We start from the raw sequence: 14,574 nt of genomic DNA, 5'->3' as shown, positions 1-14,574 counted from the left end.
GCTGCGCTCGCCCACCGGCTGGCCGATGGGCATGTACTGGGCGCTGAAGCCGTCGCCGCGGTAGGCGCGCCAGATCAGCGGGGTGACCACGGTTTCGGTGGGCCCGTAGCCGTTGATGATGCGCTCGGGCGCCAGCACCTGCTGGATACGCTCGAAGGTGTGCCGCGAGGTGCCTTCGCCGCCGACGGTGAAGGAGCGGATCGGCAGTTGGCCTATGCCGTCCTGCTCGACGTGGTCGACCATCTGCTGCAGGTAGCTCGGCGTGAAGCAGGCGATGGTGATGCCGTGCCGGCGGATTTCCTCGACGCTGCGCTCCACGCTCCACGGCTCGTTGTCGCGGGGCATCAGCGCCGAACCATGGATCAGCGGCACCAGCCAGCGCTCGTGGGCGCCGTCGAAGTTGATCGAGGCGAACTGCAGCTCGCGGTCCTGCGGGGTCATGCCGTAGAGCGCGCCTATGGCCAGGCAGTGCATGGCCAGCGGGCCGTGCTCCACCGCCACGCCCTTGGGCCGGCCGGTGGAGCCGGAGGTGTAGATCACGTAGGCCAGGTGCTGCGGCCGGCTGAGGTTCGGCAGGTCGCCGTCCGGCTCGGCGTCCAGCGCCAGGGTGTCCAGGCTCAGGCTGGGCACGCCCGCGGGCAGCGCCAGGCGCCCCTGCAGGTGCGACTGCGTCAGCAACAGCGCGATGCGGCTTTCCTCGACCATGAAGGCCAGGCGCTCGGCCGGGTAGTCGGGGTCCAGCGGCACGTAGGCGGCGCCCGCCTTGAGGGTGGCCAGCAGGCCGACGACCATTTCCACCGAACGCTGCAGCGAGATGCCCACCAGCGTCTCGGGGCCGGCACCAAGACGGCGCAGGTGGTGCGCCAGGCGGTTGGCGCGGGCGTTGAGCTGCGCGTAGCTGAGCTGCAGGTCGCCAAAGATCAGCGCCGTCGCCTGCGGGCGCAGGCGCGCCTGTTCCTCGATCAGCTGGTGCACGCAGCGCTTGTCGGCCACCGGCAGGCAGGGGTTCCAGGTATCCAGCAGCAGCCGGCGCTCGTCGGCGCCGAGCATGTCGAGGCTGGCCAGCCTGGCCTCGGGCGCCGCGACGAAGGCTTCCAGCAGTTGCGCCAGGTGCCCGGCGATGGCCGCCACCCGCGCCGCGCCGAACAGCCGGCGCTGGTAGCGGAACTCCAGGCGCAGCTCGCCTTCGAGCAGGGCCGCGATGCTCAGCGGGTAGTGGGTCTGGTCGAAGGCCTGCACGTTCTCGGCCCGCAGGCCGCCGGGCAGGCCGCGCTGCAGGGTCTCGGCCACCGGGTAGTTCTCGAACACCAGCAGGGTGTCGAACAGCGCCTCGCCGCCGTGCCCGCTCCAGCGCTGGATGTCGTACAGCGGGGTGTGTTCCCACTCGCGGGCGGCGCTGGCCGCGTCCTGCACCTGGGCCACCCAGTCGGCGACGCTGCACTGCGGCGCCGGGCTGGCGATCAGGGGCACGGTGTTGATGAACAGCCCCAGTTGCTGTTCGATGCCGGCAAGCTCGCCGGGCCGACCGGACACGGTGGCGCCGAAGGCCACGCAGTCCTGCCCGGTGTAGCGTTGCAGCAACAGCAGCCAGGCCGCCTGCAGCACGCTGTTGAGCGTCACCCGCTGCTGCCGGGCGAAGCCGTCCAGGGCCTGGACCAGCGCCTGGGGCAGGCGCAGCACGTGGTCGCCGTGCCCCTCCTCGGCTGCCGGCGCCTCGGCGCCCAGCACGCTGGCCAGGCGCGTGGGCACCTGCAGCGGCGCCAGGCGCTGCCGCCAGAAGGCCTCGGCCGCCGCCGCGTCGCGCTCGCCCAGCCAGCGGATGTAGTCGCGGTAGGCGCCTGCGGCGGGCTGCGGCGTCTCGCCGGCATAAGCCTGCAGCACCTCGCCGAGCAGGCGCGCGGTGCTCCAGCCGTCGAGCAGGATGTGGTGATGGGTGAACAGGCAGTGGTAGTGCTCCGCGCCCAGGCGCACCAGGTGCAGGCGCAGCAGCGGTGCCTCGTCTAGGGCGAAGCCGCGTTGCAGCTGCGCCTGCGCCAGGGCTTGCAGCGCCGCCGGGGCATCGGCGCGCTCGCGCCAGTCGAGCATTTCCAAGGGCAGTTCCACGGCCGCGGGTATGGCCTGCAGCGGCTGGTCGTCGACGAAGACGAAGGCCGCGCGCAGGTTCGGGTGCAGGTCCAGCGCGCGCTGCCAGGCGCTTGCCAGGCGTTGCGGGTCGACGCCGTGCAGGTCCATGCGCAGCTGGTTTACGTAGGCCGTCTGGTCCGTCTCGTACAGGCTGTGGAACAGCATGCCCTGCTGCATCGGCGACAGCGGGTAGAGGTCTTCGACTGTCGCCAGCGCCGCCGGCAGCGCATCCAGCTGCGCCTGGGCCAGCCCGGCCAGGGGGACGTCCGAGGGCGTGAGGGTGCGTTGCCGGGGTTGCAGGCAATGCTCCACCAACGCGGCCAGTTCGCGTTCGTAGTCCTCGGCCAGGCGCTGGAGGGTCGCTTGCGCGAACTGCTCGCGGCTGAAGCTCCAGTCCAGGCTGAACTCGCCGTCGTAGACCCGGCCGTTGAGGCTCAGCCAGTTGTCCAGCGGCGCGTCGGCGTCCACCTCGGCGCCGGCGCGCTCGGCGGCGGGCCGCAGCAGCGCCGCCTCGTCGAACTGGGCGTCGAACTGGCCCAGGTAGTTGAAGGTCACCCGCGCCTGGGGCAGCGCGGCCAGGGCCGCGGCGCTCTGCGGGTCGGCCAGGTAGCGCAGCAGGCCATGGCCCAGTCCCTTGTTCGGCACGCCGCGCAGTTGCTCCTTGATCGCCTTCAGCGACTCGCCGAGGTCCTCGGCGGGTTCCAGGCGCACCGGGAACAGGCTGGTGAACCAGCCCACGCTGCGGCTCAGGTCGAGGTCGTCGAACAACGCCTCGCGGCCGTGGCCTTCCAACTGCACCAGGCTGGCGCGCCGGCCGGTCCAGCGCCACAGCACGCGCGCCAGGGCGGTCAGCAGCAGGTCGTTGACCTGGGTGCGGTAGGTGGCCGGGGCCTGCTTCAGCAGCGCCTCGGTCAGCGGCCGCGACAGGCGGCTCTGCACGTGGGCGGCGTGGCGCTGGCTGAGGCTGCCGGCGGGGTTGTCGCAAGGCAGGTCGGCCTCGACGCCGCCGAGGCTGTCCTGCCAGTACTGCCGCTCGACCTGCAGCGCCGGGCCGCGGGCGTATTCCGCCAGGCGCCCGGCCCAGGCCTTGAAGGCGCTGGTCTTGGCCGGCAGTTGCGGTGCCTGGCCGGCGAGGCGCTGTTCGTAGGCGCGCTGCAGGTCCTCCAGCAGGATGCGCCAGGACACCCCGTCCACCACCAGGTGGTGGATAGCCAGCAGCAGGCGCTGGCTGCCGTCGGCCAGTCTCACCAAGAGCGCGCGGATCAGCGGCCCGCGAGCCAGGTCCAGGCTGCGCTGGGCTTCGTCGCACAGGGTCTCTACGACCTCGCTGTTCTCGGCCTCGGCTAGCCACAGCAGAGGTTCGCCGGTAACTCCGGCGTGTTCGGCACGCCACTGGCCATCGACCTCGGTGAAGCGCAGGCGCAGGGCGTCGTGGTGCTCGACCAGGGCCTGCAGGGCCGCTTCCAGCGCCTGGGCATCCAGCGCCTGGCGCGGCTGCAGCAGCAGAGACTGGTTCCAGTGCTGGCGGTTGGGAATGGCCTGTTCGAAGAACAGCCGCTGGAACGGCAGCAGCGGCGTCTCGCCGACTACCGGGCCTTGGTCGGCCTGGGTCGTAGCGCCGCTGCGGGCAACCCTTGCCAGGGCCTGTACGGTCTGGTGCTGGAACAGCTCCTTCGGGGTGAAGTGGATGCCCGCCGCGCGGGCGCGGCTGACCACCTGGATGGAGACGATGGAGTCGCCGCCCAGGGCGAAGAAGTTGTCGGTGGCGCCCACGTCGTCGAGCTTCAGCAGCTCGGCCCAGATGGCGGCGATGCGCCGTTCCATCTCGTTCTGTGGCGCGACGCGTTCCTGCTGCGGGTCCTGTTGCGGCTTGGGTAGCGCCTTGCGGTCGAGCTTTCCGTTGGGGCTCAGGGGCATGTTTTCCAGCGCCAGCCACTGGGTCGGCACCATGTATTCCGGCAGGCTGGCGGCCAGGTGCGCGGCCAGGATTTCGCGCCAGTCGTCCTGCTCGGCATCGAGCACGACGTAGCCGACCAGTTGCTTGCCGTCCACGGCCAGTACCGCCGCTTCACGCACCGATTCGTGCTCCAGCAGCCGCGCCTCGATCTCGCCCAGTTCGATGCGCAGGCCACGCAGCTTCACCTGGTGATCGATACGCCCGGCGTACTCGATTACACCGTCGGCGCGGTAGCGGGCCAGGTCGCCGGTGCGGTACATGCGCTCGCCGGCCACGAAGGGGCTGGCGACGAAGCGTTCGGCGGTCAGCGCCGGGCGCTGGTGGTAGCCGCGGGCCAGGCCTTCGCCGCCCAGGTAGAGTTCGCCCAGGACGCCTACCGGCACGGGTTCCAGATTGCCGTCGAGGATATGGCAGCCCAGGTTGGCGATGGGCTGGCCGATCGGGACGGCGTCCTTGCCCTCCTCCACGCAGGTCCAGTGGGTGACGTCGATGGCCGCTTCGGTTGGGCCGTAGAGGTTGTACAGGCCGGCCTGCGGCAGCTTGGCGAAGACCTGCTGCTGTGCATCCACCGGCAGCGCTTCACCGCTGCAAATGATGCGTTTCAGGCTGGAGCAACTGGTGACTGCGGCGTCCTGCAGGAAGGCCTGCAGCATCGAGGGCACGAAGTGCAGCGTGGTGACGCCTTCGCGGTTGATCACTTCCACCAGCTTCGCCGGATCGCGGTGATCGCCCGGCGCAGCGACGACCAGGCGAGCGCCGGTCATCAGCGGCCAGAAGAACTCCCAGACCGAGACGTCGAAGCTGAACGGCGTTTTCTGCAATACCGTGTCGCCGGCGTTGAGGCCGTAGGCTTCCTGCATCCAGCACAGCCGGTTGGTGAGCGCGCGATGGCGGTTGCCCGCGCCTTTTGGCTTGCCGGTGGAGCCGGAGGTGTAGATCACGTAGGCGAGGTTCTCGCCGTCCAGAACCACAGCGGGGTTGATGTCGCTGTAGCCTTCCAGCCAGTCGCCGTCCTGATCCAGATCGATACGCTGCACGCCCTCGGCCAGCGGCAGATCGAGGTGCGACTGGCTCAGCAGCAGCTTCACGCCGCTGTCTTCCAGCATGTAGGCCAGGCGCTCGGCGGGATACTCCGGGTCCAGCGGCACATAGGCGCCGCCAGCTTTCAGAATCGCCATCAGCCCGACGACCATCTCGATGGAGCGCTCCGCCGCGATGCCGACCAGGCTATCCGGCCCCACACCCCGCTCGATCAGCGCATGGGCCAGGCGGTTAGCACGCGCATTCAGCTCGGCATAGCTCAAGCGCTGCTCACGGAAGGCCAACGCCGGTGCATCCGGATGACGCTCGGCCTGCTCCTCGAACAGCTGGTGCACGCCCCGCTGCAGCGGGTATTCAGCAGCCGTGGCATTCCAGCGCTCGACGATCAGCTCACGCTCGCCAGCCTCCAGCATCGGCAGTTCGCCGACCGCGCGCTGCGGGTCGTCGATCATCGCCCGCAGCAGGTTCTGCCAGTGCCGCGCCATGCGCTCGATGCTGGCTGGCTCGAACAGGTCGGTGGCGTAGGTCAGAGCCGCCCCGAGGCCGGCCGGGCTTTCCCAGGTATCGAGGGCCAGGTCGAACTGCGCCGTGGCGCCTTCCCAGGGGAAGCTGCCGATACGCAGGCCTTCGACTTCCGCGCCCTGGCGCTCGTCGCTCTGGTGGTTGTACAGCACCTGGAACAGCGGGCTGTGGCTGAGGCTGCGTTCGGGCTGCAGGGCGTCCACCACTTGCTCGAACGGCAGGTCCTGGTGCGCCTGGGCGCCCAGGGCCGCCTCGCGCACCTGGCCGAGCAGGCTGCGGACGTCCCGGCGGCCGTCGATCTCGCTGCGCAGCACCTGGGTGTTGACGAAGAAGCCGATCAGCCGCTCGGTCCCGGCATGGTTGCGGTTGGCGATGGGCACGCCGACGCGGATGTCGGACTGGCCGCTGTAGCGCTGCAGCAGCACCTGGAAGGACGCCAGCAGCAGCATGAACGGCGTGACGTCTTCGCGGCGCGCGCAAGCCTGCAGCGCCTCGCCCAGTTCGCCGGGCAGCGCCAGTTCCAGGCGCCGGCCGCGGCCGCTGGCCTGGGCCGGGCGCGGGTGGTCGGCCGGCAATTCCAGCAGCGGCTGTTCGGCGCCCAGGCGCTGGCGCCAGTAGGCCAGCTGCCGCTCGCCTTCGCCGCCGTCCAGCCAGGCGCGCTGCCAGGCCGCGTAATCGGCGTAGTGCAGCGCCAGCGGCGCCAGGCCCGGCTGCTCGCCGCGGCGCAGGGCGGCGTAGGCCTGCAGCAGCTCGTCGACCATGACCTGCATCGACCAGCCATCGGAAACGATATGGTGCAGGACGACCACCAGCACGGCCTCATCATCGCCGCGATCCAGCAGGCACACCCGCAGCAGCGGGCCGCTGGCCAGGTCGAAGGGCTGGCGGATGGCTTCCGCCACCCGCTGGCGCAGGGCGTCGTCGTCCAGGCCGGCGCAGTCGCGGCTCGCAATGGGCAGCGGCAGTGCCGCCGAAACCCGCTGCACGGCGCGGCCCTCCACGGCCTCGAAGCGGGTGCGCAGGCTCTCGTGGCGCTGCACCAGCCAGTCGAAGGCCCCTTGCAGCGCCTCCCGGTCCAGCGCGCCGCGGATGTGCAGCACGCTGGGCAGGTGGTAGGCGGCGCTGTCCGGCTCCAGTTGCCAGAGGAACCACATGCGCTGCTGGGCGTGGGACAGCGGCAGCTCGCCGTCCCTGGGCAGCGGCCGCAGGCTCGGCGCGGCCTGCGCCTCCAGGCGCTGCAGGGCGGCGCAGAAGGCGGCCAGTGTCGGCTGCTCAAACAGGTTGCGCAGCGGCACCTCCCGCCCCAGTTCCTGGCGCAGGCGCGAGATCACCCGGGTGGCGCTGAGGGAATGGCCGCCCAGCTCGAAGAAGTGCTCGTCGCGGGTGATGCCCTCGACGCCCAGCAGTTCCGCCCAGATGTCCGCCACGCGCTGCTCCAGGGCGCCCTGCGGCGCTTCGCCGGCAGTGCGGCCGGCCGCCAGGTCCGGCCTGGGCAGGGCCTGGCGGTCGAGCTTGCCGTTGGCGTTCAGCGGCAGGCCGGCGAGCACCTGCCAGGCTGTCGGCAGCATGTGCGCCGGCAGGCGCTGCGCCGCCCACTGGCGAACCTCGGCCAGCCAGGCGTCGCCCGCCTCGCCGGCGGCCACCAGGTAGGCCGCCAGTTGCGGCCCGCTGGCGGCGTCCAGCGCCAGCACGGCCGCCTCGGCCACCCGCGGGTGGGCCAGCAGGCAGCTCTCGATTTCACCGGCCTCGATGCGGAAGCCGCGGATCTTCACCTGCTGGTCGATACGCCCGAGGTATTCGATCTGCCCGTCGGCGCGGTAGCGCGCCAGGTCGCCGGTGCGGTACAGGCGGGCGCCGTCGCCGGCGAAGGGGTCGGCGACGAAGCGTTCGGCCGTCTGCCCGGCTCGCCCGAGATAGCCGCGCGCCAGGCACTCGCCGCCGATGTACAGCTCGCCGACCATGCCCGCCGCGCAGGGTTGCAGAGCGGCGTCGAGGATGCACACGCGGCGCGCGCCCAGGGCCCGGCCGATGGCCGGGCTCGCCGCCAGCGGCAACTGGCAGCGCCAGGCCAGGGGCGTGACCACCGCCTCGGTGGGGCCGTAGGCATTGAACCACTGCCGCGCCCGCAGGGCGCCCTGCTCCGGCAGGCTCGCGTCCCAGGCCTCGCCACCGAGGATGCAGGCGCGCACGACGATGCTGCGACCGCTGCGCAGCAGCTCCTGGGACTGTTGTTGCAGGTAGGCCGGGGGCAGGTCGAGTACGCTCACCCCGTGGCGCTCCACCTCATCGGCCAGGCGCTGGGCGCTCCACTGCCCGGCCGCGCCGAGCAGCACCCTGGCGCCCGCCAGCAGCGGCATGAAGAGCTGCTCGGCGGCGGCATCGAAGCTGATGGAGGCAAACTGCAGCACGCAGTCTGCCGGCTCCATCTCGTAGGCCCGGGCCGCCGCCAGGCAGTGCCCGGCCAGCGCCGCCTGGCTCACCGCCACGCCCTTGGGCCGGCCGGTGGAGCCGGAGGTGTAGATCACATAGGCCAGTTGCCCGCCGTTCACCGGCGGCAGCGCCCCGGCCGGGGCCTGGGCCTGCCAGCCGGCATCGTCCAAGGCCAGGCGCTCTATGCCTTCCAGCTGCGCCAGGCGGGCCGCCGCGGCGGCGTCGTGCAGCAGCCAGGCCACGCGGCTGTCGCGCAGCATGTAGGCCAGGCGTTCGGCCGGGTAGTCCGGGTCCAGCGGCAGGTAGCCGGCGCCAGCCTTGAGGATGCCCAGCAGGCCCGCCACCAGCGCGAAGGAGCGCTCGGCAGCGATCGCCACCAGGCTCTCGGCACCCACGCCGCGGGCGCGCAGGCCCCGGGCGATGGCCTCGGCGCGGGCCGCAAGCTCGGCGTAGGTCAGTTGCGCATCGCCCTGGACCAATGCCACGGCATCGGGCGTCGCGGCAGCCTGGCGGTCGAACAGCGCGGCCACGCCCTCCCCCGGCAGCCCTTGCAGCGGCTGCTGCCAGTCGGCCAGCGCCGCGAGACGCTGGCCGACGTCCAGCAAGGCCAGTTCGCCCAGGCGCTGCTGCGGCGCCTCGGCCATCTGCAGCAGCACCCGGCGCAGCTGTTGCTCCAGGCTGGCGATCGCAGCGGCGTCGAAGGCGCTGCGGGCGTAGACGAACTGCAGCGCCAGGCGCTCGCCCAGGGTGACGCCGAGGGTCAGTGGGTAGTTGGTCTGCTCGTGGTTGGCCGCCATGCGCAGGCTCAGGCCGGCGGGCGCGCGGTCCAGGGCCTGCTCCACCGGGAAGTTCTCGAACACCAGGATGCTGTCGAACAGCGCCTCGCCGCCCTGCCCGGCCCAGCGCTGGACGTCGTACAGCGGCGTGTGCTCGAAGTCGCGCAAGGCCAGGTTCGCCGCCTGCAACCCCTGCAGGTAGTCCGCCACGCTCTGGTGTGGCTGCGGCGTGGCGATCACCGGCAGGGTGTTGATGAACAGGCCGACCTGCCCTTCGATGCCCCGCAGCTCGGCGGGACGGCCGGCGACGGTGGCGCCGAAGGCCACCGTCGACTGGCCGGCGTGGCGTTGCAGCAGCACCGACCAGGCAGCCTGCACCAGGGTGTTGAGGGTGACGCGCCGGGCCTGGGCGAAGGCCGTCAGGCGCTGTGTCGTGGCGGCATCCAGTTCGTGCAGGTGCTCGCCCTGGCCAGTGGCCTGGGCATGCTCCCGGTTGCCCAGGTGGGTGGGCGCCGGCAGCGCGGCCAGCTGTTCGCGCCAGAAGGCCTCGGCGGCGCCGAGGTCGCGCTGCTGCAGCCAGGCGATGTAGTCGCGGTAGCGCCCCGGCGCCACCTCGGGCGCCTGGCCGGCATAGCGCTGCAGCACTTCGGCGAGGAGCCGGGCGTTGCTCCAGCCGTCCATGAGGATGTGGTGGTAGGTGTAGACCAGATGCATCTGCCCGTCGGCCAGGGGCACCAGCAGCAGGCGCTGCAGGGGCGCACGGGCCAGGTCGAAGCCGGCGGCGCGCTCGGCCTCGGCCAGGGCCTGCGGGTCGCTACCGGCCGGCGCCAGGCGCAGGTCCAGTTCCACGTGGCCGAGCACGGCCTGCAGCGGCTGCGCCCAGCCGTCGGCCCAGAGGAAAGCGCTGCGCAGGCTGTCGTGGGCGTCCAGCGCGGCCTGCCAGGCGGCGCGGAAACGCGCCAGGTCCAGCCCGCCGATGTCCATACGCAACTGGTTCACGTAGTCGCCGGCCTGGCCGTGCAGGCTGTGGAACAGCATACCCTGCTGCATCGGCGACAGCGGGTAGAGGTCCTGCACCGAGGCCAGGTCCAGCGGCAGCGCGTCCAGCTGCGCCTGGTCCAGGCCGGCCAGGGGGAAGTCCGAGGGCGTCGCGCCGGCGTGGCGCGGGTCGCGGCAGTGGTCGATGAGCGCTTGCAGCTCGCGCGCGTAGTCGTCCACCAGGCGCTGCACGCTGGCCGCTGCGAACATCTCCTGGCTGAACGCCCAGCTCAGGTTCAGCTCGCCGCCGTAGACCTGGCCTTCGATGCTCAGCCAGTTGGCCAGGGGCGCGCGCGGGTCCTGGGCCTGGCCGGCGCTTTCCGTGGCCGGTACCAGCAGGGCGTTTTCGTCGAACTGGCGGTCGAACTGGCCCAGGTAGTTGAAGGTGATGCGCGGCTGCGGCAGCGCCGCCAGGGCCTGGGCGCTTTCGGCGCCGGCCAGGTAGCGCAGCAGGCCGTAGCCGACGCCCTTGTCCGGTACGCCGCGCAGTTGTTCCTTGATTGCCTTGATCGAGGCGCCGAGGTCGGCGGCCGGGGCCAGGCGCAGCGGGAACAGGCTGGTGAACCAGCCGACGCTGCGGCTCAGGTCCAGCCCGCCGCCCAGATCCTCGCGGCCGTGGCCTTCCAGTTGCACCAACACGCTGGCCTCGCCGCTCCAGCGGCAGATCACCCGGGCCAGGGCGGTCAGCAGCAGGTCGTTGACCTGGGTGCGGTAGGCCGCCGGGGCTTCCTGCAGCAGCTGGCGGGTGCGCTCGGCGTCGAGGGTCAGGGCGAGCTTGCGTTCGTAGCGGTTCTCCAGCGCGCCTTGCGGGTTGTCGCATGGCAGGCTGCGCGGGGCGTCGGCCAGTTGCGCCTGCCAGTAGGCCAGCTCGCCTTGGCATTGTCGGGCCTGTTCCTGCAACTGGCGGGTCCAGGCCTGGTAGGCGCTGCTGCGCGGCGGCAGCTCGGCGTCCGGCTGTGCGTACAGGCGCTGCAGGTCTTCCAGCAGGATGCGCCAGGACACACCGTCCACCACCAGGTGGTGGATCGCCAGCAGCAGGCGCTGGCCGCCGTCGGCCAGGTCCACCAGCAGCGCGCGCAGCAGCGGGCCCTGTTGCAGGTCCAGGCTGCGCTGGGCTTCTTCGCAGAGTGCGGTAAGCGCCTCGGGCGAAGCGGCCTGGCGGCGCCACAGCGGGCTTTCGGCCTGTTCGGCATAAGCCTGGTGCCACACGCCGTCTTCTTCACGGAAACGCAGGCGCAGGGCGTCGTGGTGCGCCAGCAGGCGCAGCAGCGCCCGCTCCAGGCGTTCGCCATCCAGCGGCTGGCGGGCTTGCAGCAGCAGCGACTGGTTCCAGTGCTGGCGCTCGGGGATGGCCTGCTCGAAGAACCAGTGCTGCACCGGCGCCAACGCCGCCTCGCCATGGGCTGGTGCCTGTTCCACCGGAGTAGCCGTCAGGGGCTGGGCGACCTGGGCCAGGCCGCGCACGCTCTGGTGCTGGAACAGGTCGCGCGGGCTCAGTTGCAGCCCGGCCTGGCGCGCCCGGCTGACCACCTGGATGGCGATGATGGAATCGCCGCCCAGGGCGAAGAAGTTGTCGTCCAGGCCGACCTGGGGGATGCTCAGCAGGTCCTGCCAGATGGCCGCCAGACGCTGTTCCACCTCGTTGCGCGGCGCGATGTAGTCGGCCTGGGCCACGGTCGCATCGGGCTTGGGCAGTGCCTTGCGGTCGAGCTTGCCGTTGGGGCTCAGGGGCATCTGCTCCAGGGCCAGCCACTGCGCCGGGACCATGTATTCCGGCAGGCTGGCGGCCAGATGCGCAGCCAGGATTTCACGCCAGTCATCCTGCTCGGTATTGAGCACGACGTAGCCGACCAGTTGCTTGCCATCCACGGCCAGCACCGCCGCTTCGCGCACCGATTCGTGCTCCAGCAGCCGCGCCTCGATCTCGCCCAGTTCGATGCGCAGGCCACGCAGCTTCACCTGGTGGTCGATGCGGCCGGCATATTCGATCACGCCGTCGGCGCGGTAGCGGGCCAGGTCGCCGGTGCGGTACATGCGCTCGCCGGCCACGAAGGGGCTGGCGACGAAGCGTTCGGCGGTCAGTGATGGGCGCTGGTGGTAGCCGCGGGCCAGGCCTTCGCCGGCCAGGTAGAGTTCGCCCAGGACGCCTACCGGCACGGGTTCCAGATTGCCGTCGAGGATATGGCAGCCCAGGTTGGCGATGGGCTGGCCGATCGGGACGGCGTCCTTGCCCTCCTCCACGCAGGTCCAGTGGGTGACGTCGATGGCCGCTTCTGTGGGGCCGTAGAGGTTGTACAGGCCGGCTTGCGGCAGCTTGGCGAAGACCTGTTGCTGGGCATCCACCGGCAGCGCTTCACCGCTGCAGATGATGCGTTTCAGGCTGGAGCAACTGGTGACTGCGGCGTCCTGCAGGAAGGCCTGCAGCATCGAAGGCACGAAGTGCAGCGTGGTGACGCCTTCACGGTTGATCAGCTCCACCAGCTTCGCCGGGTCGCGGTGATCGCCCGGCGCCGCGACGACCAGGCGAGCGCCGGTCATCAGCGGCCAGAAGAACTCCCAGACCGACACGTCGAAGCTGAAGGGCGTTTTCTGCAATACCGTGTCGCCGGCGTTGAGGCCGTAGGCTTCCTGCATCCAGCACAGCCGGTTGGTGAGCGCGCGATGGCGGTTGCCCGCGCCTTTCGGCTTGCCGGTGGAACCGGAGGTGTAGATCACGTAGGCGAGGTTCTCGCCGTCCAGAACCACAGCGGGGTTGGCCTCGCTGTAGCCTTCCAGCCAGTCGCCGTCCTGATCCAGATCGATACGCTGCACACCCTCGGCCAACGGCAGGTCGAGGTGCGGCTGGCTCAGCAGCAGCTTCACGCCGCTGTCTTCCAGCATGTAGGCCAGGCGCTCGGCGGGGTACTCAGGGTCCAGCGGCACATAGGCGCCGCCGGCTTTCAGGATGGCCATCAAGCCGACGACCATCTCGATGGAGCGCTCCACCGCGATGCCGACCAGGCTGTCCGGACCGACGCCGCGTTCGATCAGCACATGGGCCAGGCGGTTGGCGCGGGCATTCAGCTCGGCATAGTTCAGGCGCTGCTCGCCGAAGGCCAGCGCCGGCGCATCCGGTTGGCGCTCGGCCTGCTCTTCGAACAACTGGTGCACGCCGCGATGCAGCGGGTATTCGGTGGCCGTGGCGTTCCACTGCTGCAGGATCAGTTCGCGCTCGCCAGCCTCCAGCATCGGCAGCTCGCCGACCGCGCGCTGCGGGGTGTCGATCATCGCCCGCAGCAGGTTCTGCCAGTGCCGCGCCATGCGTTCGATGGTCGCCGCCTCGAACAGGTCGGTGGCGTAGGTCAGCGCGGCGTACAGGCGGCCGCCCTTCTCGTAGGTGTCCAGGGAAAGGTCGAACTGGGTGGTGCGGCTCTGCCAGTCCAGGCGGCTCAGGCGCAGGCCGGCCACGTCGTCCAGGGCCTCGATGTCGGCCACCTGCGGCTGATGGTTGTACATCACCTGGAACAGCGGGCTGTGGCTGAGGCTGCGCTCCACCTGGAAGGCGTCCAGCAGGCGTTCGAACGGCAGGTCCTGGTGGGCCTGGGCGCCCAGTACGCTGTCGCGCACCTGGGCCAGCAGGTCCCGCACCGGCGTCTGCGCATCGAATACCGCGCGCAGCACCTGGGTGTTGACGAACAGGCCGATCAGCCCTTCCACCTCGGCGCGGTTGCGGTTGGCGATGGGCACGCCGACGCGCAGGTCGCCCTCGCCGCTGTAGCGTTGCAGCAGCACGTCGAAGCCGCCCAGCAGCAGCATGAACAGCGTCAGCCCCTGCTGCCGCGCGGCGGCGCGCAGCGCTTCGGCCAGCGCCGGTTCCACGGCGAATTCGTAGCGGGCGCCGCGGTAGCTGGCCTGGGCCGGGCGCGGGTGGTCGGCCGGCAGTTCCAGCACCGGGTGATGCTCGCCAAGCTGCTTGCGCCAGTAGTCCAGCTGGCGTTCCTGCTCGCCGGCCTCCAGCCAGCTACGCTGCCACAGGGCGTAGTCGGCGTACTGCACCGGCAGCGCCGACAGCTGCGCCTCGCGGCCCTCGGCATAGGCGCTGTAGAAGCGGCCGAACTCCTCGATCAGCAGGTTCATCGACCAGCCGTCGGAGACGATGTGGTGCAGCGTCAGCAGCAGCACGTGTTCCTGCTCGCCCAGGCGGATCAGGCGCACCCGCAGCAGCGGGCCGCGGCCCAGGTCGAAGCTCTGCAGCGACTCGCGCTGGGCTTCCTCGCGCACGCGCGCTTCCCGCTCGTCCGCGGCCAGGGCGCTGAAGTCCTCGTAGGCCACGCGCAGTTCGCCGGGCATGGGCGCCAGCAACGGGGTGCCGTCCGCATCCGCGACGAAGACAGTGCGCAGGGTTTCGTGGCGCTCCACCAGGCTGGCGAAGGCGCGCTCCAGGGCCTGGCGGTCCAGCGCCCCCTGCAGGCGCACGGCGCCGGGCAGGTTGTAGGCGCCGCTGTGCGGGTCCAGCTGCCAGAGCAGCCACATGCGCTGCTGGGCGTAGGAAGGCCGCTTGCGCTCGACGCTCTCCACCCCGGCCGGAATTGGGAACAGCGAGAAGTCGACGCCTTCCGCGGCCAGGCTGTCCAGGAACATCCGGCGTTTTTCCAGGGGCAGCTCTATGAAGCGGCGGGCGAGTTTCAGGGACTGTTCTGCGTTCAT

At 71.1% G+C, this 14,574-nt stretch carries 1 protein-coding gene (cut by a window edge); it reads right to left on the bottom strand.

From position 1 onward, the window contains the following. Positions 1-14,574 carry the 5' portion of a non-ribosomal peptide synthetase gene (locus PM1_RS14975; protein WP_009622050.1) on the bottom strand. It extends 4,038 nt beyond the left edge of the window, so 14,574 of the gene's 18,612 nt are visible here — the first part of the coding sequence; its start codon is at positions 14,572-14,574; its stop codon lies beyond the left edge, outside the window.

The organism is Pseudomonas sp. M1, assembly GCF_022760135.1.
GTDB lineage: Bacteria > Pseudomonadota > Gammaproteobacteria > Pseudomonadales > Pseudomonadaceae > Pseudomonas > Pseudomonas citronellolis.
This window is presented reverse-complemented; position numbering and strand designations above follow the sequence as displayed.